At 45.6% G+C, this 26,854-nt stretch carries 24 protein-coding genes; 16 read left to right on the forward strand and 8 right to left on the reverse strand.

All coding sequences use genetic code 11. The features are described 5' to 3' along the window. Window positions 1-20 precede the first annotated feature (20 nt). The gene (gene rpsU / locus AB4512_RS12360) at window positions 21-236 is read right to left on the reverse strand and encodes a 30S ribosomal protein S21 (protein WP_004396009.1); all 216 of its coding nucleotides are present in this window, start codon (window positions 234-236) and stop codon (window positions 21-23) included. 258 nt (window positions 237-494) lie between these two features. Here rpsU and tsaD point away from each other — a divergent pair, with 258 nt between their 5' ends. Together tsaD and AB4512_RS12370 are read left to right on the forward strand one after the other, a co-directional pair. Next, complete coding sequence (gene tsaD, locus AB4512_RS12365) at window positions 495-1,511, forward strand: tRNA (adenosine(37)-N6)-threonylcarbamoyltransferase complex transferase subunit TsaD (RefSeq protein WP_372174968.1); 1,017 nt, start codon at window positions 495-497, stop codon at window positions 1,509-1,511. A gap of 106 nt (window positions 1,512-1,617) precedes the next feature. Continuing rightward, the gene (locus tag AB4512_RS12370; RefSeq protein WP_372098075.1) at window positions 1,618-2,433 is read left to right on the forward strand and encodes an alpha/beta fold hydrolase; all 816 of its coding nucleotides are present in this window, start codon (window positions 1,618-1,620) and stop codon (window positions 2,431-2,433) included. A gap of 43 nt (window positions 2,434-2,476) precedes the next feature. Here the strand turns inward: AB4512_RS12370 and plsY are convergent, their stop codons facing one another. Then, on the reverse strand, window positions 2,477-3,073 hold the full coding sequence (gene plsY, locus AB4512_RS12375) for a glycerol-3-phosphate 1-O-acyltransferase PlsY (protein ID WP_009847793.1): 597 nt from the start codon (window positions 3,071-3,073) through the stop codon (window positions 2,477-2,479). A 138-nt stretch (window positions 3,074-3,211) separates the two neighbouring features. Here plsY and folB point away from each other — a divergent pair, with 138 nt between their 5' ends. Genes folB through AB4512_RS12390 form a run of 3 tightly spaced genes read left to right on the forward strand, consistent with a single transcriptional unit; the run spans window position 3,212 to window position 4,869 of the window. Beyond that, the gene (gene folB, locus AB4512_RS12380) at window positions 3,212-3,571 is read left to right on the forward strand and encodes a dihydroneopterin aldolase (protein WP_004735969.1); all 360 of its coding nucleotides are present in this window, start codon (window positions 3,212-3,214) and stop codon (window positions 3,569-3,571) included. Further along, complete coding sequence (gene folK, locus AB4512_RS12385) at window positions 3,568-4,050, forward strand: 2-amino-4-hydroxy-6-hydroxymethyldihydropteridine diphosphokinase (RefSeq protein ID WP_017062921.1); 483 nt, start codon at window positions 3,568-3,570, stop codon at window positions 4,048-4,050. The genes folB and folK overlap by 4 nt, the downstream gene beginning before the upstream one ends. A 15-nt stretch (window positions 4,051-4,065) precedes the next feature. Continuing rightward, window positions 4,066-4,869 carry an undecaprenyl-diphosphate phosphatase gene (locus AB4512_RS12390; RefSeq protein WP_372174969.1) on the forward strand — a complete coding sequence of 268 codons (804 nt, stop codon included), beginning with the start codon at window positions 4,066-4,068 and terminating at the stop codon, window positions 4,867-4,869. Window positions 4,870-4,960: 91 nt separating this feature from the next. Here the strand turns inward: AB4512_RS12390 and AB4512_RS12395 are convergent, their stop codons facing one another. Beyond that, complete coding sequence (locus AB4512_RS12395; protein WP_372174970.1) at window positions 4,961-6,277, reverse strand: multifunctional CCA addition/repair protein; 1,317 nt, start codon at window positions 6,275-6,277, stop codon at window positions 4,961-4,963. A gap of 36 nt (window positions 6,278-6,313) precedes the next feature. On the opposite strand from AB4512_RS12395, the gene AB4512_RS12400 reads away from it, so the two are divergent. Both AB4512_RS12400 and AB4512_RS12405 read left to right on the forward strand, forming a co-directional pair. Next, window positions 6,314-7,984 carry an AAA family ATPase gene (locus AB4512_RS12400; RefSeq protein WP_372174971.1) on the forward strand — a complete coding sequence of 557 codons (1,671 nt, stop codon included), beginning with the start codon at window positions 6,314-6,316 and terminating at the stop codon, window positions 7,982-7,984. Then, window positions 7,984-8,976 (forward strand): general secretion pathway protein GspB, encoded by a 993-nt coding sequence (locus AB4512_RS12405; protein WP_372174972.1) that lies wholly within the window; start codon window positions 7,984-7,986, stop codon window positions 8,974-8,976. Before AB4512_RS12400 ends, AB4512_RS12405 begins: the two co-directional genes overlap by 1 nt. Window positions 8,977-9,081: 105 nt before the next feature. On the opposite strand, the gene AB4512_RS12410 is transcribed toward AB4512_RS12405, so the two are convergent. From AB4512_RS12410 to AB4512_RS12420, 3 genes are all read right to left on the reverse strand, one after another. Further along, window positions 9,082-9,693, reverse strand: a complete 612-nt coding sequence (locus AB4512_RS12410) for a TIGR04211 family SH3 domain-containing protein (RefSeq protein ID WP_017062917.1) — start codon at window positions 9,691-9,693, stop codon at window positions 9,082-9,084. Window positions 9,694-9,898: 205 nt separating this feature from the next. Beyond that, window positions 9,899-11,161 (reverse strand): inorganic phosphate transporter, encoded by a 1,263-nt coding sequence (locus AB4512_RS12415; protein ID WP_017069480.1) that lies wholly within the window; start codon window positions 11,159-11,161, stop codon window positions 9,899-9,901. A gap of 128 nt (window positions 11,162-11,289) precedes the next feature. Then, window positions 11,290-11,970 (reverse strand): TIGR00153 family protein, encoded by a 681-nt coding sequence (locus AB4512_RS12420; RefSeq protein WP_010434644.1) that lies wholly within the window; start codon window positions 11,968-11,970, stop codon window positions 11,290-11,292. Between the two features lie 207 nt (window positions 11,971-12,177). On the opposite strand from AB4512_RS12420, the gene AB4512_RS12425 reads away from it, so the two are divergent. Beyond that, the gene (locus AB4512_RS12425) at window positions 12,178-13,695 is read left to right on the forward strand and encodes an inorganic triphosphatase (protein ID WP_017062915.1); all 1,518 of its coding nucleotides are present in this window, start codon (window positions 12,178-12,180) and stop codon (window positions 13,693-13,695) included. Between the two features lie 51 nt (window positions 13,696-13,746). Here the strand turns inward: AB4512_RS12425 and AB4512_RS12430 are convergent, their stop codons facing one another. Then, window positions 13,747-14,496, reverse strand: coding sequence for an ion transporter (locus tag AB4512_RS12430; protein WP_372174973.1), 750 nt, complete (start codon window positions 14,494-14,496; stop codon window positions 13,747-13,749). A 97-nt stretch (window positions 14,497-14,593) separates the two neighbouring features. On the opposite strand from AB4512_RS12430, the gene AB4512_RS12435 reads away from it, so the two are divergent. The 3 genes from AB4512_RS12435 (at window position 14,594) to hldE (ending at window position 20,477) form a co-directional block, all read left to right on the forward strand. Beyond that, on the forward strand, window positions 14,594-15,850 hold the full coding sequence (locus AB4512_RS12435) for a methyl-accepting chemotaxis protein (protein WP_017061421.1): 1,257 nt from the start codon (window positions 14,594-14,596) through the stop codon (window positions 15,848-15,850). 225 nt (window positions 15,851-16,075) lie between these two features. After that, window positions 16,076-18,925 (forward strand): bifunctional [glutamate--ammonia ligase]-adenylyl-L-tyrosine phosphorylase/[glutamate--ammonia-ligase] adenylyltransferase, encoded by a 2,850-nt coding sequence (gene glnE, locus AB4512_RS12440; protein ID WP_017062913.1) that lies wholly within the window; start codon window positions 16,076-16,078, stop codon window positions 18,923-18,925. A gap of 121 nt (window positions 18,926-19,046) precedes the next feature. Continuing rightward, window positions 19,047-20,477 carry a bifunctional D-glycero-beta-D-manno-heptose-7-phosphate kinase/D-glycero-beta-D-manno-heptose 1-phosphate adenylyltransferase HldE gene (gene hldE, locus AB4512_RS12445; protein WP_372174974.1) on the forward strand — a complete coding sequence of 477 codons (1,431 nt, stop codon included), beginning with the start codon at window positions 19,047-19,049 and terminating at the stop codon, window positions 20,475-20,477. Window positions 20,478-20,598: 121 nt separating this feature from the next. On the opposite strand, the gene tolC is transcribed toward hldE, so the two are convergent. Then, window positions 20,599-21,924 (reverse strand): outer membrane channel protein TolC, encoded by a 1,326-nt coding sequence (gene tolC / locus AB4512_RS12450; RefSeq protein ID WP_017061424.1) that lies wholly within the window; start codon window positions 21,922-21,924, stop codon window positions 20,599-20,601. Between the two features lie 227 nt (window positions 21,925-22,151). On the opposite strand from tolC, the gene nudF reads away from it, so the two are divergent. The 5 genes from nudF (at window position 22,152) to parE (ending at window position 26,851) form a co-directional block, all read left to right on the forward strand. Then, window positions 22,152-22,781 carry an ADP-ribose diphosphatase gene (nudF, locus tag AB4512_RS12455; RefSeq protein ID WP_017061425.1) on the forward strand — a complete coding sequence of 210 codons (630 nt, stop codon included), beginning with the start codon at window positions 22,152-22,154 and terminating at the stop codon, window positions 22,779-22,781. A gap of 4 nt (window positions 22,782-22,785) precedes the next feature. Continuing rightward, a complete protein-coding gene (locus tag AB4512_RS12460; RefSeq protein WP_008222561.1) occupies window positions 22,786-23,226 on the forward strand; it encodes a DUF1249 family protein in 441 nt (146 codons plus the stop codon). Window positions 23,227-23,285: 59 nt separating this feature from the next. Then, window positions 23,286-24,110, forward strand: a complete 825-nt coding sequence (gene cpdA / locus AB4512_RS12465; protein ID WP_017061426.1) for a 3',5'-cyclic-AMP phosphodiesterase — start codon at window positions 23,286-23,288, stop codon at window positions 24,108-24,110. A gap of 15 nt (window positions 24,111-24,125) precedes the next feature. Then, entirely contained in the window at window positions 24,126-24,731 is a 606-nt protein-coding gene (gene yqiA / locus AB4512_RS12470) for an esterase YqiA (RefSeq protein WP_017061427.1), read from the forward strand. A 239-nt stretch (window positions 24,732-24,970) separates the two neighbouring features. Beyond that, complete coding sequence (parE, locus tag AB4512_RS12475) at window positions 24,971-26,851, forward strand: DNA topoisomerase IV subunit B (protein ID WP_017061428.1); 1,881 nt, start codon at window positions 24,971-24,973, stop codon at window positions 26,849-26,851. Window positions 26,852-26,854 lie beyond the last annotated feature (3 nt).

Genomic DNA, 26,854 nt, shown 5'->3' on the forward strand with positions numbered 1-26,854 from the left:
AGTCCTTATGGATTAAGTTATTAGTACAGGCGAACGCGACGTGCGTTTTCGCGAGCTAGCTTCTTAGCGTGACGCTTTTGAGCTGCTGCTTTAGCGCGTTTGCGAACTGTAGTTGGCTTTTCGTAGTGCTCGCGACGGCGAACTTCAGAAAGGATACCTGCTTTTTCACAAGAGCGCTTGAAACGACGTAGTGCAACGTCGAACGGTTCGTTTTCACGTACTTTAACTATTGGCATATGCCTTTCACCTCAGGGGTTATTCATTATCGCTGGCTACTCAGTACCAAATCAGAGAAGTTACCCATCGAGCTAACTCTCTATTCGCGTTTGGCCATTAACCAGCTTGATCAAAAATGGTGCGGAATTTTAATCCGATCACAGTGGCTTTGTAAAGCACTTTGTCGATTATAGTCTGTACAATATTTGTTTGAAGAGCTTAGGCAGGGTAATATTGCGCTAATTTCCCATTTTAGACGAAAGCGTGCCGAGAAAATTATGCGCATTATTGGTATTGAAACCTCTTGTGATGAAACAGGAATCGCGATTTATGATGATGAGCAAGGGCTGCTTTCTCATCAATTATATAGCCAAGTAAAGCTGCACGCCGATTACGGTGGTGTGGTACCTGAGCTAGCTTCACGTGACCACGTGAAAAAAACAATTCCTCTTATTAAAGCGGCATTAACAGAAGCGAACCTAACGTCGAAAGACATTGATGGTGTGGCTTACACGGCTGGCCCTGGTTTAGTGGGTGCACTGCTGGTTGGTGCAACGATTGGTCGCAGTATTGCTTATGCGTGGGGAGTGCCTGCAGTGCCTGTTCACCATATGGAAGGTCACCTTCTTGCGCCAATGCTAGAAGATAACCCACCACCATTCCCATTTGTGGCTCTGCTGGTTTCTGGCGGCCATACCATGATGGTAGAAGTGAAAGGTATTGGTGAATACCGAATCCTTGGTGAATCGATTGATGATGCAGCGGGTGAAGCGTTTGATAAAACCGCGAAACTGATGGGCTTAGATTACCCTGGTGGTCCACTGTTATCTCGTTTGGCGGAAAAAGGCACTCCGGGTCGTTTTAAGTTCCCGCGTCCAATGACCGATCGTCCGGGTTTAGATATGAGCTTTTCTGGTCTGAAGACGTTCGCAGCGAATACCATTCGCGATAACGATAATGATGACCAAACTCGCGCTGATATCGCTTATGCATTCCAAGAAGCTGTTTGTGCAACCTTAGTAATCAAGTGTAAGCGAGCCTTGGTTGAAACGGGCATGAAACGTATAGTGATTGCTGGCGGTGTAAGTGCCAACAAACAACTGCGTGTTGAGCTTGAAGCTCTTGCTAAGAAAGTCGGTGGTGAGGTGTACTACCCACGCACTGAGTTCTGTACAGATAATGGTGCGATGATCGCTTATGCGGGCATGCAGCGCCTGAAGAATGGCGAAACGGCTGATTTGTCTGTTCATGCCACACCGCGTTGGCCTATTGACCAGCTAGAGCCAATTGCGTAATTGACTATAGTGTTTCGATAAACGGTCGCCTTGTGCGGCCGTTTTTATATCCTAGCTTACCGACCGTATGTCGATAAATAATTGCTGATAGAGATTAGGGAAGAAAATGAACAAGTTCACAGTAGACAATCAATCGATGGCGTACCTAGATGAAGGTCAAGGCCCTGTTGTTGTACTCGGCCACAGCTACCTTTGGGATAGTGCAATGTGGAAGCCGCAGATCGAAGCATTAAAAACTCAGTATCGCTGTATTGTTCCAGAGCTTTGGTCTCACGGTGAGTCTCAAGCTGCACCCGCTTCGATGCGTAACTTGAAAGATTACGCTCAGCACGTTTTGGCTCTGCTTGATCATTTAGAGATCGAAGAATTCTCAGTGGTTGGCTTATCGGTTGGCGGTATGTGGGGGACTGAGTTAGCGGAACTTGCACCTGCACGTATTAAGTCTTTGGTTCTAATGGATACTTTTGTGGGTTTAGAACCAGAAGTTGCTCACGCAAAGTACTTCAGCATGTTAGATACCATCACTCAAACCAAGACGGTTCCTCAGCCAATTGTTGAAGCGGTTGTTCCACTGTTCTTCGCTAATGATACGCAAACCAACACGCCAGCTTTAGTTGAAGGTTTTACTCAGCAGTTATCAGCTCTTGAGGGCGACAACGCTGAAGAAGTGGCACGAATTGGTCGAATGGTGTTTGGACGTCGCGATATGATTGAATCGGTAGAGAACTTTGCTCTGCCTGTTTTGATTGCTGTAGGACAAGAAGATAAACCACGTCCGGTACTTGAGTCATACCTAATGCACGATTGCATTACGGGCAGTGAATTAGTGGTGATTCCTGGCGCAGGTCATATTAGCTCGTTAGAGCAACCAGAGTTTGTGAACACAATGCTGAAGACGTTTTTAGATAAACATCTGCTATAAGCTTTAAATACTGAATATTATGGTTCGGCTTAGACGTGACAGTTTAAGCCGATTTTTTTTGTCCGAGTTTTGGTTCGCTGCCATCGAGTAGGCGGCGGATATTCTGGTGGTGACGTAACACGATCAAACAGCACAGCATGGCTACTGGCAGTGTGTATTGAGGTTTGACTAACCAAGCGTAGAAAGGGGCAAGTAGCACAGTAACCAGTGCCGCTAAAGAAGAGTAACGAAACAAAAACGCGACCACTAACCAAGTCGCCATGATCATTCCGGTTAGATCGAATCCTATTGGGGCGATAGCGCCAAGTGCGGTTGCCACGCCTTTACCACCTTTGAAGTGGAAGAAGATCGGATACATATGGCCAAGACACGCCGCAATTGCCACAACCCCAAGAATGATTGGGTCGATCTTGAGGTAGTAGCCAAGCCAGACAGGGATAGTGCCTTTCAGCATGTCACACAAAAGGACGGCAGCTGCTGCGCCTTTACCGCCAACACGCAGGACATTGGTTGCTCCTGGGTTGTTAGAACCTACTGTTCGAGGATCTGGGAGCCTCAAAACTCGGCATATCAAGACCGCACTAGAGATTGAACCTAGTAAGTAGGCAGCAATGATCATGATAAGTGCCAATGGGGTCATGTCTGTCCTTTAACGGTTATACGCCTAACGATGGGAAAATAATGCTCAATCCAAGAGTAATTGATATCATATCTCGAATTACGCAAATAATACGTTTTTTTCCCCTATATGGGTATCCGACCTCTAAAAGGACAAGTCATGGCACTGGATAAAGTTTTCATTGAACAGCTAGAAGTAATTACAACGATCGGTGTTTACGATTGGGAACAAGAGATTAAACAAAAACTTGTGCTTGATATTGAAATGGCTCATGACAACCGCCCAGCGGGTAAGAGTGATGATGTGGTTGATGCTTTGGATTACTCGACAGTGAGTACAGCCGTGCTTGACCACATTGCGAATGGCCGATTCCTATTGGTTGAACGTGTGGCTGAAGAAGTTGCTGAATTGATCATGACTCAATTCTCTGTGCCGTGGATTAAAATCCGATTGGCTAAACCTGGCGCAGTGCCACAAGCAAAAGCCGTTGGTGTGATCATCGAACGAGGTCAAGCATGACAGTAGCCTATGTTGGTGTTGGCACGAACATAGACCGCGACAAGCATGCAAGGGTGGCATGGACAGAGCTTCAATCGTTAGGGACTAACCTTAAATGCTCTAAAATCTATCACTGTGAGCCCGTGGGTTTTAATAGCCATCCGTTTTATAACTTTGTGATAGAGCTCGACACGTCACTCTCATTGACTGAATTTTCACAGCAGCTGCGTAAAATTGAGTTTAAATGGGGTCGCTCTCAAGATGCGCACAAACTACAAGATCGAAAACTCGATCTTGATATTGTGCTGTTTGGAGAGGAGGTTTCTGAGTGTGAACCAGAATTACCACGCAGTGATATCTACAAATATCCTTTTGTAACACAGCCGCTTTATGATCTTTGTCCTGCGCGAGTGATCCCGCAAGACGGAAGAACCGTCAGTGAAATATGGCAGAAGATGCAGCAATTAGACTCGCTCTCTGTCGTAGATATAAAACTATAATTTTTAAGGTAAGTAATGAGTTATTTTGAAGCGTTTATATTGGCGTTGGTGCAAGGCTTTACAGAGTTTTTACCTATTTCCAGTTCTGCACACCTAATCCTTCCTTCAGCTGTTTTAGGCTGGGAAGATCAAGGTTTGGCTTTTGATGTCGCTGTCCACGTTGGTACTTTGGCAGCTGTTGTTATCTATTTCCGTAAAGAAGTGGTCTCTCTGTTGAGCGCATTCTTTGGTTCAGTGTTTAAAGGCGATCGTAGTAAAGAAGCGAAGTTAGCGTGGATGATCATTCTCGCGACGATTCCTGCGTGTATCTTTGGCTTGTTGATGAAAGATATTGTTGAGCTTTACTTACGCAGTGCGTGGGTGATCGCGACGACAACGATTATCTTTGGTCTATTGTTATGGTGGGTGGACAAGAACTCAAGCCTGCGCGATGACGAATACCAAGCGGGTTGGAAAAAGGCGATGTTTATTGGTCTTGCTCAAGCAATGGCGATCATTCCGGGCACGTCTCGTTCTGGCGCAACCATTACCGCGGCGCTTTACCTTGGTTTCACACGTGAAGCGGCGGCTCGACTCTCTTTCTTGATGTCTATCCCAATCATCACTCTGGCTGGTGGTTATTTAGGTCTTAAGTTGGTGACAAGCGGTGATCCAATCCATGTTGGCACTTTGCTAACGGGCGTTGCGGTGTCTTTCATCAGTGCTTACATCTGTATCCACTTTTTCTTGAAGCTTATCTCTCGTATGGGCATGACACCGTTCGTTATCTACCGCCTGATTCTAGGTTGTGGTCTATTTGCTTTCTTGATGATGCAGTAACAGACACAGGCAACGGTCTCGCTGTAAGAATTGAAACAAAAGGCCCGCTTAACTGCGGGCTTTTTATACGTTTTAGGTAGAGCGGCGACGATTAACTGCTAGCGAGTTCTGATAGGGCGTTTTCAATTGCGATGGCTCTGCGTTTCTCTTGTTCTTCTCGAATATCTTTGCCTTTAAAACCATCGATAATGATCGCTTTTACTTCGACTTGAAGCGCCGCTTGGTAGGCGACTTCAAAGCGCGCTTTTTGAGGATAAGGCTGATCTTCTAATCCTTTTCGGCCTGCGTGGTCGGCCTGGCAGCAAAGTAGTATATCGTCGAACCTATCTGGCTTACGCCAAACATCGAACTTGTTGAGAACCTTGAGAAAGGTGGTTGGTTTGAGCTCGCCTGCGCGGTGGATATTAGAATGTTGCTCGCACACTAACAACGCAAGGTCTCTGAATTCATTGGGCACTCTCACTCGCTCACACAGTTTCTTGATTATCTTAACACCTGTGTGGCAGTGCATTTTATGGCTTGGCCATTCAGCTTGTGGTGTGACGCCTTTACCTAAGTCATGCACTTGAGCTGCAAAGCGTACCGGTAGCGATGGGCTTAATAGTGCGGCTTGCTGAGCAACCATCAGAGTGTGAATACCCGTGTCGATTTCAGGGTGCCATTTTTCAGGTTGAGGGACGCCAAATAGAGCGTCAATCTCAGGTAATACGACTGCCAATGCACCACACTCTTTCAATACAGAGAGGAACACTTCAGGGTGCGGTGTACTAAGAGACTTATGCCACTCTTGCCAAACTCGCTCTGCAGTAAGGTGTGCCAGTTCACCAGATTGGACGATCTCACTCATCATATCCATGGTTTCAGATGCAACCGTGAAGTTAAGATGGTGAAGCTTGGCGGCGAAGCGAGCCACACGCAGTACACGAAGAGGGTCTTCAACAAAAGCGTCTGAAACGTGTCTTAAGATACGATCCGAGAGATCTTTCTGGCCATGATAAGGATCGTGAAGTTGGCCTTTATCATCTTGAGCTATAGCGTTGATGGTCAGATCTCGACGCATCAGGTCTTCTTCCAAACTCACGTCTGGCGCGAAGTAACATTCGAAGCCTGTGTAACCAGAGCCTGATTTTCTCTCAGTGCGAGCCAGTGCGTGCTCTTCTTTGGTTTTTGGGTGCAAGAATACCGGGAAATCTTTTCCCACAGCAGTAAAGCCAAGGTTTTCCATCTCTTGAGGGGTACTCCCTACCACGACCCAATCTCTATCATAACTATCAATATTGAGCAGCTTATCGCGCACTGCTCCACCGACTAGATAGCGTTGTAGCCCGTTGTCTTTTGGTAGGCTATCGTAAATTTGCAACTTATCACCTCGAAATGTTTTATCACTGCTGGACTTTACTGCAAGCAATGGTACTTTCCATTAATCGTAATTATAGGGCAGCACATGTATAAGGAATATTTTGGCTTCGTTGAGATGCCATTTTCGATTGTACCAAATTCTCGCTACTTGTTTTTGAGTCAGCGCCATCAAGAAGCGATGCAGAACCTACAAGCCGGTTTAGGCGAGGGTGGGGGCTTTGCGATGCTTACTGGTGAGGTTGGTACAGGGAAAACAACGGTCGCTAAGGCGATGTTGTCTTCATTGGATAGTCATACTCAGGCTGGCCTTATACTTAACCCTACATTTTCAAATACGGATTTACTAGAAGCTATCTGCGATGAGTTTGAGGTCGAGTACCCAGAACAAGCATCGTTGAAACAGCTGAGTCAGGCTATTCATTATTTTCTACTTGATAGCCATGCCGAAGGCATTCAAACCCTATTGGTGATCGATGAGGCCCAACACCTCGCTGCCGATGTGTTGGAGCAGTTACGCCTTCTAACAAACTTGGAAACCGACAATCGTAAGCTGTTAAAAGTACTGTTGGTCGGCCAGCCGGAATTACAACAGCACTTACAAACCACGCAGCTACGTCAGCTAGCACAGCGCATTACTGGTCGTTATCACTTACTGCCTCTTAATACCGAAGAAACGGGCAAGTACATCGCGTTTCGTTTGGAGACGGCGGGTGGCGAGCAGATGTTGTTTTCGAACCGTTCTATCAAGCTGATTGCTCAATATACGCATGGTATTCCAAGGCTCATTAACTTGGTGTGTGATAAAGCACTGCAGTTGGCTTTTCATGACGGTGAGCAGCTACCGAGCAATGAAACGGTTAACCGAGCGTGTCAGCAGGTTATGTCCTTTCAGGCCGATGTGTATCACGTCGAGAAAGCTCTAACTTCTCGTGTCGCGCCTAAGTTATTCCAATACGCAGGGATTGCGACGTTAAGCGTTGGTCTTGCAATAGCGACCTTTAACTTCGCTCCAAGCTATATCAATGCTTGGTTGCCTACGGATGCATCAAATGGAGCAAAGACGGAAGTGTTAGCACGTACTCAGCGTTCTTTGGTATCAGATGTTCCTAAGTTGGTTGCTGAGCCAAAACCTGCCAAGTTTGAATTGCCACAACACATTCAACAACATTTGATGCAGGGGACCAATCGTTCTCTCGCTATCAAAGACTTGTATACGCTGTGGGGATATCAATCTTCACTGCGTGATGGATTGTGCTTAAGTGAGCCACAAAGTGTTTTTGTGTGTGAGCAGCAGCAGGCCAGTTTGGATACCTTGTTAGAACTTGGTGTTCCTGTGGTACTTAATCTCGACATAGACCAAAAACCAGTGTTTGCTGTGCTGTATGGCGTGTCTAAGGATTCTGTCGAGTTGCTGGTTAATGAAAAGCTGTTGGTGATGCCGAAGCAATCCTTAGAGCAAATCTGGCAAGGCGATTACGTCGCTATTTGGAAGCAGCCGCTGCGAGAGACCCTTAAAGAGGGCTATCAAGGTGAAGCGGTTGCTTTGCTTGATCTACTGCTTTCTGATGTATTAGGAGAGGTTGTTTCCGGTAGTGATGTATTTGATTATGAGTTAAAAATGAAAATCGAAGCATTTCAAACGTGGCAAGGTATGTCTGTTGATGGCATTGCAGGTAAGCGCACCTTAGCAAGATTGCAGAGATTAGCTCAACTCGATTCGCCTAAGCTGATGTCACTAGAAGGGGGCGAAAGCTAATGTCACGTATTATGCACGAACTTAAACAGCCGTCTCACAAGCCATCTTCTATTAATCAGCACTCTCTTAGCAAACCAAGCTTCAAAGGCTACCAGAATCATCATGTTCCTAATTCTGCAAAAGGGATGAGCAACAAGCGAGGTTCATCGTTAGCGATGGGGCTACTCTTAATCTTGGTTCCTTCTTTGTTGGTGGGTGGCGTCTTGGCTTATCAATCGTATATCCAACAACAAGAAGCCGTGAACCAAGCTGCCAATGTCGCTCTGCCAGAATTTAAAACTGAATCAGACATTGAGCCTGAAATTGCGGATGCTGATATAGCAAGCATGGATGCCGTGTCTGAGGAAGAAGATGCCTTGTTCACCGTTCGCCCTGCACCGGCGAGCCAACCGTTGAAAGCATTGCCACGCCAAGAGATGTATGCACAGATTGATTCTGGCGCTAATCGTGCAAACACCGCTGGTGGCTCAGCAGTGATCTTCGCTAATGCTGATAACAACACTCAAATGACAGCCAGTTCTGAATCGTCATCCGTTCAGCCAGGCGCGAGTGATGAAACGACTGCTCTGCAATCAAGCACTGATCAGCAATCAAATAGTGACTTACAATCGGACAGTGATCTGCTGCAAGGGCTAGACCTCAGTGAGTTGCCACCTGATTTGGCATTGAAGCTTGAATCCATTATGGGGGAGCAACAAAGCACTCCTGAGCCGATGGACTCTAGACCCGCAGGGCAAAGAGGCTCTCAGGTTATTGAGTTGGAAACGCACACCAATAGCTTATCAGGCGTCCTTCCTAAGTTAGACCTACAAACTCATATGTACTCGAGCAGCGAGACCAAACGTTGGGTAAAAGTGAACGGCCAAGAAGTGGTGCAAGGAGATTGGATTGGACAAGACATTCAATTACTAGAGATTAAGCCACAATCAGTGATCATAGAGTTCAATCAACAGAAGATAGAAATCCCGGCTCTGTACGAGTGGAAAGGTTAGCGATTTCTATACGTATTTAGATAACAGACAAATAAAAAGGAGCACCTCGGTGCTCCTTTTTGATATTCGATACTGAATTTACTGTACCTGATACAAGCGTTAAGTCTACGCCCAACCGTTTGGTGATTTTCTGCGACGAGGCATGATGTGTGGCAGAACAAGGCCTAGAAGTAGACCAATACCCGCAACACCACCACCGTACATGAAGTACTTCAATAGTAGGTCGTCTTTTTGAGTGTCTAGCTTAGCGCGCAGTTCACGGTTCTCTGTTTGAGAACTCGTTAGCTGTTGGCTAATTTCACTGTAGTTCTGTTCTAGTTCAGCAATCTGCTTGTTACGAGAATCTAGAGAGCTTGCTAGGCCAGCTTTTTCGCTGTCAGCACTCTGACGAGCATTCGCTAGCTTGCCTTTAACTTCCGTCAGCTCTTTCTCTAGCTTAGGCATACGCAGTGCCATGCTTTCTTGAGTGCTTACAAACTTGCTTTCAACCCAACCTTTACGGCCACGGTTGTCTTGAATTTGGGTGTAACCCGTACTCTTGTTAGTTTGTAGGAATGTAATCTTTTCACCAGCATCAACACTACCGATGATACGGAATGTGTTGTTTGGGCCAGAATGCATATAAGTAAATAGTTTGTCAGCAATATAACGGTCTTGTGCAAAGGCAGCTGGAGCCGCAAGCATTGCGAACAAAACTAAGCTAATCAGTTTTTTCACAGTAAATCCCTTAACGATTCAAATTGGGTAGGCGTATGAGTCAGCCTCAATCAGCAAATAATATTTAGTTTCTTTATGCGGTGCAACAAAGAAGGGAGGCAAAGCCTCCCTTTCTGTGCGTTTGAGTCAATAATGACATGGCATTTACATATCGTTACTGAAGCTCACACTGTTCTGACGCTAGTATTCACTAACGCAGTTGCGATTACATAGTAAACGCAGCTTGAATTCCGTAGAAGAACACAACAGCAAGTAGAGCACCTGCAGGTAGTGTCACAATCCAAGAAGCCACGATATTACGTACAACGCCTAAGTTTAGTGCTGCGATACCACGAGCAAAACCAACACCTAAAACAGCACCAACGAGTGTTTGTGTAGTAGAGATTGGAAGGCCAGTACCTGAAGCTAGTACAACCGTACATGCAGTTGCAAGTTGTGCAGCAAAGCCACGGCTTGGTGTTAGTTCTGTAATACCAGTACCAACGGTTGCCATTACTTTATGACCCATTGTTGCAAGACCAACAACGATACCGAATCCACCTAGAGGAAGAATCCACCATGCGATAGTACTCTTACCTGTGATTTCACCCATGTGCTCAACGGTTGATACAACAGCAGACAGTGGACCAATCGCGTTCGCAACGTCGTTTGAACCGTGTGCAAATGCCATCGCACAAGCTGTGATAACCATGAGTACAGAGAAGATGCCTTCAACACCTGCAAAGCCGTGGTCTTCTTCGCGGTTAGCGAATTTCTTCTGGATGTATAGGTAACCGCCGATCATTACAAGCGCAGAAACGCCAGCAGCCCAAACCCATGCTTCAGTGTTGCTTAGGTGAAGACCAACGTGCTTAAGGCCTTTCTTGATGGTTACAAGTGCAATTACCATTGTTGTAATGAACATGTATACCGGTACAAAGCGTTTCGCGTTAAATAGCGGGTTCTCTGTATCAAAAATCAGTCGTTGAGCACTTACAAATATGACGTAAGCGAAGAAACCGGAAATAACCGGTGTGACAATCCAACTGCCCACAATGCCTTGAACGCTGCTCCAGTCTACCGCTTCAGTACCTACAGACACACAAGCGAAGCCGATGATTGCACCGATGATTGAGTGAGTCGTAGAAACCGGCCAGCCCATGTAAGAAGCGAGAAGTAGCCATGTACCCGCAGCAAGAAGTGCTGACATCATGCCGTACACAAGTACATCTGGTTGATGAGCGAATAGAGACGTTTCGATAACACCTTTACGGATCGTGTCTGTTACTTCGCCGCCCGCAAGGTAAGCACCTGCGAATTCAAAGATCATTGCGATAATGATCGCTTGTTTAACGGTTAAAGCTTTAGAGCCTACTGAGGTGCCCATTGCGTTCGCAACGTCATTTGCACCAATACCAATAGCCATCAAGAAACCGAAAGCTGCTGCAACAATAATCAGGACAGTGCCGTAGTTAGCAAGGATATCCATCGTAATACCTAGTTGTTTGATAACAAGCGGAACAAATTTAGACGCAAAAAACCGCTCAGCGAGAGGAATACTCAGCGCATAAGTGGTTTGTTCAAAAAATGCTCTTCGTTATATGGTTAACGTATGATTTAAGATCGAGAAAGCATTACTTCAAGACGAGCGCCTACACGCTGTGCTTGATCTGCAATACCACCAACCCATTCAAGAATTTTGTATAAGAACATGATATCAACTGGATTCAGATCGCCTTCAATTGCCATTAGTTGTTGGCGTAGTTCGATCTGCATCGCATCCGTGTCATCTTCAATTACATCTAATTGATGAATCATTTCGGCAACGAGTGTTACTTCACGGCCTTTAAAGCCAGTCTCAAGTAATTCGTCTAATTCATTGATTACGTTTTGTGCTTGGTTCGCTGCATCTAGACAACGTTTAACGTAAGCGATGAAGTTTTCTTGCATAGGAGCAGGAATGACAAGTTGACGACCATATACACGGCCAGCAATGTCTTTCGCTAGGTTTGCGAGTTTGTCTTGTTGCGTTAATAGCTCCAACATATCGGTGCGATCAACTGGCATAAACAAACCACGAGGAAGTTTAAGGCGAATTTCACGTTTTAGTACGTCAGCTTCTTTCTCAAGGTGAGAAATTTGAGCTCGAATTTCTGATGCTTTTTCCCAGTCACCTTTTGAAGAAACTTCAAAGAAATTAACTAGGTGAGAACAACATTCGTTCACGCATACTACGTGACGCTGCAAAGGTTTAATTGGGGACTTTGCAAATAACCCCATAATTGTATTTACTGGCATGGTCATCCAACCTAATAAATAATAACCTTAAAACAACATACACCATATTCATGGTGAAATGTTAAGCGATGGCTACAAAGTCGCGCATGTTAACCTAATCAATCTCTCATTAAAACTGTTTTAGATCATCATAAGGGCGATATTTCTGACTTGCCGACTTTTCAAATTGGCAATATCCTGTCCCTATCTTCACAGAAAGGTATAACTATGGAAACCGAGATAGAACTGAAGTTTTTTGTTTCTCCTGAATTTTCAGAGACTTTACGCAATAAAATTGCTGAAACTAAAGTACTTCAGCACAGTTGTCGTGAGCTAGGTAACATCTACTTTGACACCGCTGACAACTGGCTACGTAAGCACGATACAGGCTTACGCATTCGACGCTTTGATGACGTATTTGTACAAACCGTAAAGACTGCTGGTCGTGTGGTTGCTGGCCTGCATCAAAGGCCTGAATACAATGCAGAACACGACAGCAACGAACCTAAGTTAGCCCTGCACCCAGAGGATATCTGGCCAGCAGGTAAAGACATCGAAACGTTGCAAGCTGAGCTGACTCCTCTGTTCTCTACCAACTTCACGCGTGAGCAGTGGTTGATTGGTATGCCTGATGGTAGCCAAGTCGAGGTCGCATTCGATCAAGGCTTTGTTGAATCAGGCGACCTGCAAGAACCGATTTGCGAAGTCGAATTGGAACTTAAATCCGGTCAAACGGATGCGCTATTTACATTGTCTCGCCAATTCTGCGAACAAGGTGGCATGCGTTTGGGTAACCTAAGTAAAGCAGCTAAGGGTTACCGTCTTGCTCAAGGTTATCAAGGAGATGAAGTTACTCCTTTGACCTTAGTTGATACTGACAAAAGTGATACCGTTGAATCGTGTTTTATTCAATCTTTAGAGCATGCTCTCGCTCATTGGCACTATCACGAGCAGATTTTCACAGAGCGTCAATCGATTGAAGCTTTGCATGAGATCAGTCACTCGCTGAGTTTTATTCGCCAAACTTTCACTATCTATGGCGGCATTGTTCCAAGACGAGCAAGTGCGATTTTACGTCAAGAGTTAAAGTGGCTTGAGCAAGAGCTTGAGTGGCTAAAAAGCTATGACCACTTCGAAGATTTGCTGGAAGATAAAGGCCATGTGCTGCGTAAACTCGATGCGCGTAAGTTCTTAGTGGCTGAGCTGAAAGAGATGCAAGAGCAACTTCCAGATCGTGAAGAGCTGCTTACCTTGCTGAGTTCGGCTCGTTACACAGGTTTATTGCTAGACCTGAGCCGTTGGATTCTGTCTCGTGGTTGGCAGCCTTTCCTAGATGAAAAAGCACGTGAGCAAATGGCTAGTGGTATCGAATGGTTTTCGGTGAAGCAGCTTGATCGCACATGGGCGGACTTGATGGAAGCTTTCCCACCTGAACGTGTGATGACTAGCCAAGCGTATATTGATCAGCAATACCGTTTGATGCGCAATCTATACTCTGGTGTGGGTTTTGCGAGCTTGTATGACGATGAAGAGCGTAACAGCTTCCGTTTGCCATGGGCTGACATGGTACAAGGTATTGATGATTTGCTGGCACTTAAAACATTAGAGCCGTTAACTGAGAAGTTAGAAGGCGATGAGAAGGTTCAGCTAGAGCGCTGGTTGGCTCGTCAAGAAGTGTCCATTCTGCATGCGATGGAACAGACACGCCAAATCAGTGTTGAGGTTGAGCCATACTGGCAAGACTAAACTCGATACCTGTATCAATAGAAGTATGAATTTGAAAATAGGGCTCCGGCCCTATTTTTTTGTTTGTTGCTCAAGTTTTTCGAGTCGCTCTAAGATTTTCTGTTGCTGCTCGATGATCTTCTCAAGGTGTTTCTCTTTGTTTTCCGCTCGTAGATTCTCATGATGAGTTGGGGAGGTGATCAAAGAAGTAATCAAGCCTGAAATCATACCAAACACACCGACACCACAGATGATCACCATTGAAGCCACTAACTGACCGGAAGTTGTCACTGGGTAATGGTCGCCATAACCCACAGTACTGATGGTCACAAACGCCCACCATAAAGCATCATGACCTGCAGTGATGTTGGCGTTCGGATCTTTGTGTTCCAATAGCAGGATCGTGCCAGCACCGATAGTCAGTAAGATCACCAAAAGCAGAATGATGGAAGCGAAAGTGGTCTCTTTCCTATTACGAAATAACTCTCTGAAAATACGTTTACTTGAACGCAGAACTAAGATGACTCGCAGAATTTGAAAAATACGGGCGAAACGAAGAGGCTCGATCATTGGGATACTTGCTAAGAAATCGATCCAGTGTACTTTTAGAAATTCTTTTTTGTTTTGTGATCTAAATAGATCAATTGTGAGCTGAAAAAGAAAAACACTACAGATTATAAAATCGAGGCCGATAAGGACTTGTTTCGATTCTTTATCGATCGGTACGAACAATAAGCCTGAGATCACAAATAACGCTAAGAAAGAGAGAATCAGTGACAATAAGCTCATCGGCTTGGTGGCGTCTTTGGTATTATTCAACATTCATACGAGGCTCAAAATAAATCGCGAACTTTGACTGACATAGCCAACTCGCGGATATAGAAGCCATCAATATATAAGAATTAATGGAGAACTGACAATGACTAAACTGTCATTCAAGCCGTGGGAAAGGGTAATCTCTGACGTTCGTCTCGTTCCAAAAATGGTCATGTTGATGATATTCAGCACTATCTTGATCATTTCGAAGCAGCTATGGGACGCAAGTACGTTTTACGATTCATTGCTTGCTGTAACGAACAATGCGCAAGTCGCACAACAGCATTACGAGACTTACCTAGTTCAAGTGGCTTGGCAAACAGCCTTGATGATCATTGTGTTTGTGGTTCTTCTGTTAGCAGCGGCGCGCGTTATGCTGCGCCAGACTCAATACCTTAATGACGCCATTAAAACCATGGCAGATAAGAACTTATCAGTGCCGATTCAAATGGACTGTAAAGATGAATACGGCGATGTGGCACGCGAACTTGAAAAAACTCGCGTCCAACTGAACGACATGATCAAAACTCAGGTGGCCTCTTCTGATGAGCTGTTTGCTCTGACGGAAGTGATGACCATCAGCATGTCTGAAACCAAAGAGTCAGCTCAAGAAGAGTTCAACGAGATCGATCAACTGGCAACAGCAATGAGTGAGATGACGTCGACGGTGCAAACTGTCGCTGAGCATGCACAAAGCGCTTCGTCATTGACTGAACAGGCATCAGGCCAAGCTCTTACTGGTCAGAAGTTCGTTCAAGGATCAGTGTCTAAGATGAGTGAGCTATCTTCAGATATCGCAGCATCTGCAGCAGCGGTAAACCAAGTAGAAGAACGCGTTGACTCAATTGGCAGTGTGGTTGGTACTATCCAAGGCATTTCAGAACAGACAAACCTACTAGCATTGAACGCTGCAATTGAAGCGGCACGTGCCGGCGAAGCGGGTCGTGGTTTTGCGGTTGTTGCTGATGAGGTTCGTAACCTTGCACAGCGCACTCAGCAAGCGACGGTAGAGATTCAAGACATGATCAGTCATCTACAAAGCAGCGCTAACTCTGCGGTAGAACTGATGGAGAAGAGTGTTGTTGAAGCGGCTGAAGGTGTTGATCTGGTGACTAACGCGGGAAGTGAGCTTGACGGCATTGTAAGCCAAGTCAATCAAATCAATGATATGAACTTCCAGATCGCGACCGCTGCAGGCCAACAGAGCAGTGTTGCTGAAGAGATGAGCGTCAACCTGACCAATGTACGCGAGCTTGTTGAAGCTTCAGTTGTGGTGGTTGGTGAACTGCTCGAGACCTCTCAGCTTATGGAAAGTAACGCGCAAGAACTCGACGGTAAGATTAAGCAATTTAAGGTTTAGTCCTCAGCACCCAATCTTCATCCGTCAAAGGCTAATTCCCAGAGACTATTTCTCGGTTGTAAGCTCAACCAGATAAGTTAATCGATAAAACGCCCACATTGCTAATGTGGGCGTTTTTTATTGGCGTAACTTTGGTATAACTTATCTTTAGTTATGAAAACTCGTTATTGAAGAACTGAATCGATAAACCGATTGTTCGGCGCGCAGCTTATACAAGGAAGAAACATGCCATTGCCTTCTCAACTCATCACTCACTCCCAGTCTGCTTTTGAGCAATTATTAGAGCATCAAAGTGAAGCCATCAATACTTGGTCTGAGCCACTGACTGAAGATCTTAAACGTGTACTCGGTTTAAGCTGTTTTATTGGTGATTGCCTGCAGCGTGATACGGTTTTATGTGGTGACTTACCTAATATGTTGGCATGCGAAGAACGCGCTGAAGGATACCGAGAACGCTTGGCTGAATTACTTTCTAGTTGCACCGATGAAATGAGCGGTCAGCGCGTGCTGCGTCAATTCCGAAATCGAGAAATGACCTACATTGCTTGGCGTGATTTTATGGGTTCGTGGGAGCTAGAGCAGAGCCTAAATCATCTATCGATGTTGGCTGAGGCGATGATCTTCGAAACCTACCAATGGCAGTACGATATTTGTTGTAAAGAGTGGGGCACACCTTGTAATGAACAAGGCGAAGCACAGCCGATGTTGATCATTGGTATGGGCAAGCTAGGGGGCGGTGAGCTTAACTTCTCTTCCGATATCGATCTGATCTTCACCTACCCAGAGAATGGTGAAACCCAAGGTGCAAGACGCAGCATTGCCAATGCGCAGTTCTTTACACGTCTCGGGCAACGTATTATTAAGGCGCTTGATCAGCAAACCTTCGATGGATTCTGTTATCGAGTAGACATGCGCCTGCGTCCATTCGGTGAGAGTGGTCCACTGGTCATGAGTTACGCTGCGCTAGAAGATTACTATCAAGAACAAGGTCGCGATTGGGAACGCTACGCTATGGTCAAAGCGCGTGTGATGGGTAGTGAGATGTACCCTGAGTATCAAGAGCTTCGCCAAATGCTACGCCCGTTTGTGTTCCGCCGTTATATTGATTTTAGTGCGATTCAATCTCTGCGCCGAATGAAGTCTATGATCAGCAGCGAAGTGCGTCGTCGTGGTCTCTCGAACAACATCAAGCTTGGCTCTGGTGGTATTCGTGAAGTTGAGTTTATCGCACAAGTCTTCCAATTGATTCGTGGTGGACGCGAGCCTAGCTTACGCGGTCGAGGGTTACTCGAAACCTTAAGTGCGATTGAATCCCTTCATCTGCTAGAGTCTGAAGAGGTGGGGCACCTACGTGAAGCTTATCTGTTTTTGCGTCGCCTTGAGAACCTGTTACAAGCCATGGCTGATAAGCAAACTCAAACCTTACCTGACGGTGAATTCGAACAACTGCAGCTTGCGGTTGCCATGCAATTTTCCGATTGGGATAGCTTGATTGTGGCAACTCGCGCCCATATGGCGAATGTACATACCGTGTTCGAAGACCTAATTGGCGTTGATGAAGATGACGCTAATCCGATCGCGAGCCACTTTAGCGAGTTGTGGGATATGGCCCATAAACCCGATGTAATTGAGCACGTGTTGGAACACGACATTGCGGTCGCGAGCCCGCCTGATGCGGCGAAAACGATCATTCAGTTTAAAGCCGATTTGGCTAAAAAGACTCTTGGCCCTCGTGGGCGGGAAGTCCTCAATCGACTGATGCCGAAAGTGTTTCAAGCGCTGTACACCGCTAAGGATGCCGAGTTTGGTTTGTCGCGAGTACTGCATCTGCTGCATAAAATCGTTACGCGCACCACTTATCTTGAACTACTAGATGAACACCCTGCCGCGTTGACTCAGCTAGTTCGCCTGTGTACGGCAAGCCCGATGATTTCGGAGCAGTTGGGTCGTTATCCAATTCTGTTAGATGAACTTATCGACCCTCAGCAACTCTACAATCCCGTGCCTTTAGAGTCTTACAAGACCGAGTTGCGTGATTATCTAGCCCGTATCCCTGAAGATGATATGGAGCAACAGATGGAAGGTCTGCGTCAGTTTAAGCAGACCTGTATATTGAGAATTGCAGCCGCGGATATTGCGGGTGCTCTACCTGTTATGAAGGTCAGTGATCACCTGACCTACTTAGCAGAAGCCATTGTGGAGGCGGGGGTCAATCAAGCTTGGTTACAAGTATCCGCCAAGTTTGGTGAACCGACCCATGTTAAAGATCGCGAAGGTCGCGGTTTTGCTGTCGTTGGTTATGGCAAAGTCGGTGGTTGGGAGCTTGGTTATAACTCCGATCTTGATATCGTGTTCATGCACGACTGCCCGGTACACATCTATACTGATGGAAAGAAAGAGATCGATGGACGCCAATTCTACTTAAGATTAGCGCAGCGTATTATTCATATTTTCTCGACCAGAACTGCTTCTGGCATTTTGTACGAAGTCGATACTCGCCTACGCCCTTCTGGTGCATCTGGTCTATTGGTGAGTCCAACCGATGCCTTTGACGAGTATCAGCACAATGACGCGTGGACATGGGAGCACCAGGCCCTCACTCGTGCTCGTATGATTTACGGTGATGATTTATTGGTATCTGCGTTTAACAAAACTAGGCATGAGGTTTTGTGCTTGCCACGAGATGAGGCAACACTCAAAAAGTCAGTTGTGGATATGCGTGAAAAAATGCGTGGCCATTTAGGCGGTAAAAAAGCCGATCGATTCATGCTTAAACAAGATGCGGGTGGTATTACCGATATTGAATTCTTGGCGCAATACTTAGTGCTTAGATACAGTAATGAGAAACCTAAGCTTACTCGTTGGTGTGACAATGTGAGAATCTTTGAAAGCTTGTTGTCGCAAGGGATAATGGACGAGCAACAAGGTATGGCATTGACCAATGCGTACACCACATTAAGGGATGAAATCCACCACCGTAATCTACTTAACCTTGATGCGGATGTGGCGATTGAAAAGTTCGAAATGGAAAGAGAACATGTTGTTCAGGCATGGAAGCAGTGGATGGAAGCATAATTCAGTCATAGCGTAGCGAGTGCTATGTTTATCTTGATAGGCTTTTACTCATTTATCTGTAGTTTAGCCACTGTAATCAGTGTGCTAGACTCTAGCCAGATTCGATTTTTGGAGCTCAACAATGAAACCAATTCTACCTGACTACAGCCAATCAGGTGTTCTTATTGTCGGTGACGTAATGCTTGACCGTTACTGGTATGGCCCAACTGGCCGTATTTCACCAGAAGCACCAGTCCCCGTTGTGAAAGTAGAAAATAACGAAGAGCGTCCTGGTGGTGCTGCTAACGTAGCAATGAACATTGCCTCTCTTGGTGGGCATGCTCATGTTGTTGGTTTGACTGGTAAAGATGAGCCTGCTGAGGTGTTGAAAAGCACTTTAGGTGCTCTGAAGGTTAAGTGTGATTTCGTTGAGTTAGAAGACTATCCAACCATCACCAAACTACGAGTGATGAGCCGTGGTCAGCAGTTGATTCGCTTGGATTTTGAAGACAAATTCGAAAACACCAACCCAGAGCTTATTCTGTCTCGCATGGAGCAAGCCCTACCAAATGTACGTTCGGTTATCTTGTCAGATTACGCGAAAGGTGCATTAGAGCATGTACAGAGCTTCATTCAAAAAGCACGCGCAGCCAATGTTCCTGTATTCATCGATCCCAAAGGCGCGGATTTAGAGCGCTACCGTGGTGCGACATTACTTACACCAAACATGGCAGAGTTTGAGCTGGTTGCAGGTAAAGTGAAATCAGAAGAAGATCTTATCGAGAAGGGTATTGCCTTGATCGAGAAGTATGACTTTGAAGCTCTATTGGTGACTCGCAGTGAAAATGGTATGACTTTATTACGTAAAGGTCAGGCACCATTCCACTTGCCAACCCAAGCGAAAGAAGTGTACGACGTAACTGGTGCTGGTGATACGGTTATCTCAGTACTGGCTGCGTCTGTTGCAGCTGGTAAGCCATTGGATGAGGCGTGTGCATTAGCGAACGCTGCAGCTGGTGTCGTTGTTGGTAAGCTAGGTACGTCAACGTTATCCACGATAGAGCTAGCTGAAGCGATTCACGGCAGTCAAGACACAGACTACGGTGTGATCTCAGAAGCGGCACTGGTTGAAGTGGTGAAGCGTGCTCGTGCGAAAGGCGAGAAGGTAGTTATGACCAATGGCTGCTTTGATATTCTACATGCTGGTCATGTTTCTTACATGAATCACGCGGCTGAGCTGGGCGATCGTTTGATCGTTGCGGTAAATACCGATGAATCAGTGAAACGCTTGAAAGGCCCTGGTCGCCCTGTGAACCCAACTGATCGTCGTATGGCGGTATTGGCTGGCTTAGGTGCAGTTGATTGGGTTGTGCCATTCTCTGAAGATACCCCTCAACGTTTAATCTCTGAGGTACTGCCAAGCATTCTTGTGAAAGGTGGTGATTACAAGCCTGAAGAGATTGCTGGTGGTGCGGAAGTGATTGCTGCTGGTGGTGAAGTGAAAGTACTTAACTTTGAAGATGGTTGCTCTACCACTGAAATCATTAAAGCGATTAAAGGTGGTCGAGGCTAGTTTTTAGTTTTTAGTTTTTGGCGTTAAGCTTTTAGTTAGGCAGTAAATCTCGCTTTAATCGATAATAAAAATGCCGCTCAATGAGCGGCATTTTTGTAACGGTAACTTGAGTAATTAAGAGTTACTTACTTGCTACTTTTAGACCTGCGTTTACATCAACAATGTCTTGTTCGCTTAGCGTACCAACTGCTTGACGAAGCTGAAGTACACTTAGGATGTAGTTGTAACGAGCATCTGAAAGGTTTTTGTTCGCATCATATAGACGACGAGTCGAATCTAGTACGTCAACGATAGTACGAGTACCTACATCAAAACCAGCTTCTGTTGCTTCTAGAGCAGACTGAGCAGAAACTACAGACTGTTCGTAAGCGCGTAGAGCACCGATCGAAGCGCTGATGTTGTTGTTGAATGCACGTACGTCTTTTACAACGCTACGGTAAGTTGCTTCTAGATCTTCACTTGCTGCAACGTAGTTGTATTCAGCCTGTTTAGTCAATGAAGTTGTGTTACCACCCGTGTATAGAGGTACAACTAAGTTCAAACCAATGTTTAGGTTGTCTTGGTCGTAATCTTGGGTGCTGTTTGATTGATCTGAAACAGCGTAGCTACCATCTAGGGTTAAGCTTGGTAGGTGACCAGAGCTTGCTAGAGAGATGTTGTCTTTTGCTACGTCTTGAGAGATACGTGCAGCCAATAAGCTAAGGTTCTTTTGTTCTGCTTGTTCAACAAGTGCAACTGCAGACTCAGAAGATTTGCTTGCTGAGAAACGATCAGTATCTAGGATGCTTAGGTTAGAGTGTTCCTGACCTGTAATCTCACGAAGACCTTCGTAGCTATTCGTTAGGTCGTTCTCTGCAAGAACTTCATCAGCCAAAACACCATCGTACTGAGCTTGCGCATCATGTACATCGGTGATTGCTGAAAGACCTACTTCAAAACGTTGCTTAGTTTGTTCTAGTTGACGAGCAACCGCTGCTTTCTCTGCACGAACAAATTCTAGGTTATCTTGAGCGCGAAGCACTTCGAAGTATGCTGTCGCAACACGAAGGATCAAGGCTTGTTGTTCTGCCGCGTAAGCTGAATCAGATTGACGAGCGGTTTTCTCTGCCGTATCTAGTGTGATCCATGAAGAACGCTGGTAAAGCTCTTGGCTGAAGCCGATAGCAGCTCCCCAAGTGTTGTTATCAATGCTTGAATTACCAACACCTGATGTATCTCGATCACCACGATTAATGTCGTAGTTTGCTGTTAGGTTGATTTGCGGTAACAAAGAGCTACGACTTGACGTTACTGCTTCAAAAGCGGCATCGCGCTGCGCTGCTGAACGAAGAAGTTGTGGATCGTTCTGTTTTGCTTGGTCGTAAACTTCAGCTAGCGTATCAGCAAAAGCTGACGAACTCAGGCTGCCAATTGCTGCACTGATAAATAGTGGAAGCAGTTTTTTCATTTTCCTATTCCTGCCTTTTATGGAATTTTCTTTAGAAGAGTTTAACCCAGTTTGGTGGTAATTTACTCGAAACTTTGCACTTTTTTACAGTTAACTGTCCACTTGTGCAATATTTATTTTTTAAAGCTTAACTTTAATTATAAATTTTATATAAAAAGTTGAACCTTATCCTTGGTAGTTAACTCGGACAATGAGTAAACTATAAAGATCACTTAGTGAGGTACCAAATGCAACAGTATGACAATCAACGACATGAGTTTACTCCGCAAGATGTGGAAATAGTCTCAAAAGAGACGCTGTTTCGTGGTTTTTTCAAAATGGTCAAGTACACATTTAAACATAGACTATTTGAGGGAGGCTGGAGCCAACCAATAGAGCGTGAGATGTTTGAGCGTGGACATGCTGCCGCTTTGCTACCTTATGATCCTGTGCGTGATGAAGTGGTGATCGTCGAACAGATCCGTGTCGGAGCCCTAGAGCATGAGAACCCATGGCAATACGAAATTGTTGCTGGGATCATTGATACGGACGAATCGCCACAAGACGTCGCTCGTCGTGAAGCAATGGAAGAAGCCGGAGTCGAAGTCGGATCTGTATTGCCTATTACTTCGTATTATCCTTCATCTGGTGGTTGCTCTGAAAAGCTCGACGTCTTTGTTGGCTGTGTTGATGCAACGACAGCCAAAGGGGTACACGGATTGGACTACGAAGGTGAAGACATTCGTGTACAAGTGATGAGTCGCGAAGCTGCTTATCAGTTGGTAAAAGATGGTGTATTTGAAAATGGAGCCACGATCATTGCGCTACAGTGGCTACAATTGAACTACCAAGAATTACAGTCAGAGTGGATAGATTAACGTCATGCCAAATATCGCGGTCAAAAAACCGTATCATGTTGATCTTGCTGAATTGATGCGAGTTTACGAGACTAACTATGCCAAACTGAACGCTTTGTTACCGGTTGGGCATGAGGTTGGTGACGTTCGCTGTTACCAAGCCGTTAATATGGTGTATCAATTGACAGTGAATGAGGTCACAAAATACACCACATTAATAGATATATGTCAGAGTGATGCGATGCCAGTGTTTCCTTTGCCAAAAATGTCTGTCAGGCTATATCACGACGCTCGAGTTGCAGAAGTGTGCGCTAGCGGGGATTTTTCGCGAGTCAAAGCGAAATATGACTACCCCAACACTAAGCTTCTGCAAAAGGACGAGAAATTTCAATTGAATAAATTTCTTGGGGAATGGTTAACGTTTTGTTTAAAAACGGGTATCAGCCGAACCCCAATTGCCTTTTAATTGAGCCTATTTATCAACACTTTTAAAGTCTAAACAGTAACGTATCTGGATTTGTTATTTTGGAATTATCACACACTTCAAAATTTGATGAGAGCACTATTAAGCTTGTGCAGCTAACGGACACGCATTTATTTGCGCCGAGCAATGGCAGCTTATTAAGCATCAACACTCAAGATAGCTTTCGTGCTGTAGTCGATGGCATTGTTAGTCAGGGCTTTGACTATCAAGCGATTTTAGCAACCGGTGATATATCTCAAGATCACAGTGCTGAGTCGTACCAGAAATTTGAGTCAGGGATTCAGCCTTTGGAAAAGCCATGCTATTGGCTGCCAGGGAACCATGACTTTAAGCCTAATATGGGCAGTGTTTTACCATCACCACAAATACAGTGTGTTGAGCATGTCTTGCTAGGCGATAACTGGCAGATGGTGATGCTAGACTCGCAGGTGGTTGGTGTGCCTCATGGTCGCCTCAGCGATCAACAGCTTGACCTATTAGAACAGAAGCTGACGGAGTTCCCTGAACGTAATACCTTGGTTCTATTGCACCACCATCCATTGTTGGTTGGCAGCGCATGGTTAGATCAACATAACCTAAAAGACGCCGATCAATTTTGGGATGTGGTTCAACAGCACACCAATGTTAAAGCCGTACTGTGTGGTCACGTTCATCAAGACATGAACCGAGATCATCATGGTGTACAAGTCATGGCAACACCGTCGACTTGTGTGCAATTCAAACCTAACTCAGATGACTTCGCGGTTGATACTTTGTCTCCGGGCTGGAGAGAGATTGAATTACATCAAGACGGTACCGTTAGCACGCAAGTTCGTCGTCTGCCTCATGGGCAGTTCTTGCCTGATTTTAAGGCTGCTGGTTACTAATGAAGGCGGTTATTGATGCCAGGCTCTAATCAACAAGCTAATAAGCCATCGCTGCTTCTCTATATTCACGGATTTAACAGCTCATCACGTTCTCATAAAGCGAATGTGATGGCAGATTACTGTGCGGAGCATCGCGCTGATATTAAAGTCGTAACCCCTCAACTGCCGAGTTTCCCTCAACAAGCGGCACTTCATTTACAGCAGCTGGTGGAGCAATACAAAGAGCAATATCAAATAGCGTTGGTCGGTAGCTCGCTGGGTGGCTATCTTTCAACATGGCTGAATAGCCACTATGGTTTTAAAGCGGTGGTTGTAAACCCAGCAGTGAAGCCGTATGAGCTTCTTGCTGACTATTTAGGTGAACAAGTAAACCCATACACAGATGAACGATATGTACTGGAAACAAAACATATTGATGAACTGAAGGCGTTAGAGGTTTCGGCTATCGCTAAGCCGAGCGACTTCTGGTTACTTCAGCAAACGGAAGACGAAGTTCTGGATTACCGACAAGCGGTAGAGAAGTACCAAGGTGCAACACAGACAGTAGAAGAGGGCGGGGATCATAGCTTTGTTGATTTTGAACGCTACCCACAACAAATCATCACCTTTCTAAATCTTTAATCTGTTCCACCAACCAAGTGATTTTCTCTTGTTTGCCTGTTATTTCATCTATCAATGGTGAAATATCATAGTTTGATGTCTTAGTTTTTGAACTAGCTTGACATCATTACTCAGCTTCCAGACTATATTCCCCAATACTTCGCTCGTTCGCTCTACTATGACGGTTCATAGTAATGATTCTGCTTTAGTGAAACTGGAGCCAGCGAACTGACGCAAACTTTTTGAGTAAACTCCGTATTATGACTGAACAATATAATGCAAAAGACCTCGAGGTACTTGAAGGTCTCGACCCTGTGCGACACCGCCCGGGAATGTATACCGAGACAGAAAGACCTAACCACCTTGCCCAAGAAGTCATTGATAACTCGGTCGATGAAGCACTAGCGGGACACGCTAAGAAGATCAAAGTGGTACTTCATGCAGACCAATCGTTAGAAGTTACCGATGACGGCCGTGGTATGCCTGTCGATATCCACCCTGAAAAAGGGATCTCAGGTGTTGAGCTGATTTTAACTAAGCTCCACTCTGGCGGTAAATTCTCGAATAACAACTATAAGTTCTCTGGTGGTCTGCACGGTGTAGGTATCTCGGTTGTAAACGCGCTGTCAAAACGTGTTGAAGTGACCGTACGCCGAGAAGGTCAGGTTCACGAGATCGCACTTGAAGGCGGTCATGCAGTAACAGAGCTTACTGTGACGGGCACTTGTGGTCATCGTAACAGTGGTACATCAGTACATTTCTGGCCTGATCCTAAGTACTTCGATAGCCCTAAATTCTCGACACTTCGTCTGATTAACAACCTACGTGCAAAAGCAGTGCTTTGCCCAGGTTTAGAAATTACCTTTATCGACAAAGTCGGTGGTGAAGAGCATAAATGGTTCTATGAAGATGGTCTAAAAGACTACCTTGCCGAAGGCGTGAAAGGTTACACCTTGCTGCCTGAAGAACCGTATGTTGGCGAATTCGTTGCTGAAACAGAAATGGCAAACTGGGCGATCATCTGGCAGCCAGAAGGCGGCGACATGATCACCGAAAGTTACGTGAACTTAGTACCGACTAAACAAGGTGGTACACACGTAAACGGTCTTCGCCAAGGTCTTCTTGATGCAATGCGTGAGTTCTGTGAATTCCGTAATTTGCTGCCGCGTGGCGTTAAGCTAACGGGCGACGATATCTTCGATCGCTGTTCGTACGTACTGTCGGTGAAGATGCAAGATCCGCAGTTTGCTGGTCAAACAAAAGAGCGCTTGTCTTCACGTCAAACTGCTGCGTTTGTGTCTGGTGTGGTAAAAGATGCGTTTAGCCTGTGGTTGAACGAAAAGCCACAACTGGCAGAACAGCTAGCAGAAGCTTGTATTGCGAATGCCCACCGCCGTATGCGCGCAAGCAAAAAGGTTGTTCGTAAGAAAATCGCTTCAGGCCCAGCACTGCCGGGTAAGCTAACTGACTGTTCAGTTCAAGACTTAAGCCGTACCGAAATCTTCTTCGTGGAAGGGGACTCGGCGGGTGGTTCTGCTAAACAAGCACGTGATCGTGAGTTCCAAGCAGTTATGCCACTTCGCGGTAAGATCCTAAATACATGGGAAGTGTCAGCAGACCAAGTATTGGCTTCGCAAGAAGTGCACGACATCTCGGTGGCTCTAGGCATCGACCCGGACAACGATGATTTATCCGGCCTGCGTTACGGTAAGATCTGTATCCTTGCCGATGCGGACTCGGATGGTCTTCATATCGCGACACTGCTGTGTGCTTTGTTTACTCGCCATTTCCATGCATTAGTTGAAGCGGGTCATATCTATGTGGCAATGCCTCCTCTGTATCGTATCGATTGCGGTAAAGAAGTGTTCTACGCACTTGATGACGCAGAGAAAGACGGTGTGCTTGAGCGACTATCGCAGAAGAAAGCCAAGATCAACGTGCAACGATTCAAAGGTCTGGGTGAAATGAACCCACTTCAGTTGCGTGAAACCACCATGGATCCAAACACTCGTCGCCTTGTGCAGTTAACGATTGATGACAGCGAAGCAACCAACGAGATGATGGACATGCTGCTTGGTAAGAAACGTGCAGATGATCGCCGTACATGGCTACAGACTAACGGTGATATGGCCGAGGTATAATGG

The sequence above is a fragment of the Vibrio sp. 10N.222.52.B7 genome, assembly GCF_041474275.1.
Classification (GTDB): domain Bacteria; phylum Pseudomonadota; class Gammaproteobacteria; order Enterobacterales; family Vibrionaceae; genus Vibrio; species Vibrio crassostreae_C.

Bases quoted from the DNA above. Each gene is read 5' to 3' on its own strand.
- rpsU (WP_004396009.1), bottom strand. From the start codon at position 236: ATGCCAATAGTTAAAGTACGTGAAAACGAACCGTTCGACGTTGCACTA.
- tsaD (WP_372174968.1), top strand. From the start codon at position 495: ATGCGCATTATTGGTATTGAAACCTCTTGTGATGAAACAGGAATCGCG.
- AB4512_RS12370 (WP_372098075.1), top strand. From the start codon at position 1,618: ATGAACAAGTTCACAGTAGACAATCAATCGATGGCGTACCTAGATGAA.
- plsY (WP_009847793.1), bottom strand. From the start codon at position 3,073: ATGACCCCATTGGCACTTATCATGATCATTGCTGCCTACTTACTAGGT.
- folB (WP_004735969.1), top strand. From the start codon at position 3,212: ATGGCACTGGATAAAGTTTTCATTGAACAGCTAGAAGTAATTACAACG.
- folK (WP_017062921.1), top strand. From the start codon at position 3,568: ATGACAGTAGCCTATGTTGGTGTTGGCACGAACATAGACCGCGACAAG.
- AB4512_RS12390 (WP_372174969.1), top strand. From the start codon at position 4,066: ATGAGTTATTTTGAAGCGTTTATATTGGCGTTGGTGCAAGGCTTTACA.
- AB4512_RS12400 (WP_372174971.1), top strand. From the start codon at position 6,314: ATGTATAAGGAATATTTTGGCTTCGTTGAGATGCCATTTTCGATTGTA.
- AB4512_RS12405 (WP_372174972.1), top strand. From the start codon at position 7,984: ATGTCACGTATTATGCACGAACTTAAACAGCCGTCTCACAAGCCATCT.
- AB4512_RS12415 (WP_017069480.1), bottom strand. From the start codon at position 11,161: ATGGATATCCTTGCTAACTACGGCACTGTCCTGATTATTGTTGCAGCA.
- AB4512_RS12420 (WP_010434644.1), bottom strand. From the start codon at position 11,970: ATGCCAGTAAATACAATTATGGGGTTATTTGCAAAGTCCCCAATTAAA.
- AB4512_RS12425 (WP_017062915.1), top strand. From the start codon at position 12,178: ATGGAAACCGAGATAGAACTGAAGTTTTTTGTTTCTCCTGAATTTTCA.
- AB4512_RS12430 (WP_372174973.1), bottom strand. From the start codon at position 14,496: ATGTTGAATAATACCAAAGACGCCACCAAGCCGATGAGCTTATTGTCA.
- AB4512_RS12435 (WP_017061421.1), top strand. From the start codon at position 14,594: ATGACTAAACTGTCATTCAAGCCGTGGGAAAGGGTAATCTCTGACGTT.
- glnE (WP_017062913.1), top strand. From the start codon at position 16,076: ATGCCATTGCCTTCTCAACTCATCACTCACTCCCAGTCTGCTTTTGAG.
- hldE (WP_372174974.1), top strand. From the start codon at position 19,047: ATGAAACCAATTCTACCTGACTACAGCCAATCAGGTGTTCTTATTGTC.
- tolC (WP_017061424.1), bottom strand. From the start codon at position 21,924: ATGAAAAAACTGCTTCCACTATTTATCAGTGCAGCAATTGGCAGCCTG.
- nudF (WP_017061425.1), top strand. From the start codon at position 22,152: ATGCAACAGTATGACAATCAACGACATGAGTTTACTCCGCAAGATGTG.
- AB4512_RS12460 (WP_008222561.1), top strand. From the start codon at position 22,786: ATGCCAAATATCGCGGTCAAAAAACCGTATCATGTTGATCTTGCTGAA.
- yqiA (WP_017061427.1), top strand. From the start codon at position 24,126: ATGCCAGGCTCTAATCAACAAGCTAATAAGCCATCGCTGCTTCTCTAT.
- parE (WP_017061428.1), top strand. From the start codon at position 24,971: ATGACTGAACAATATAATGCAAAAGACCTCGAGGTACTTGAAGGTCTC.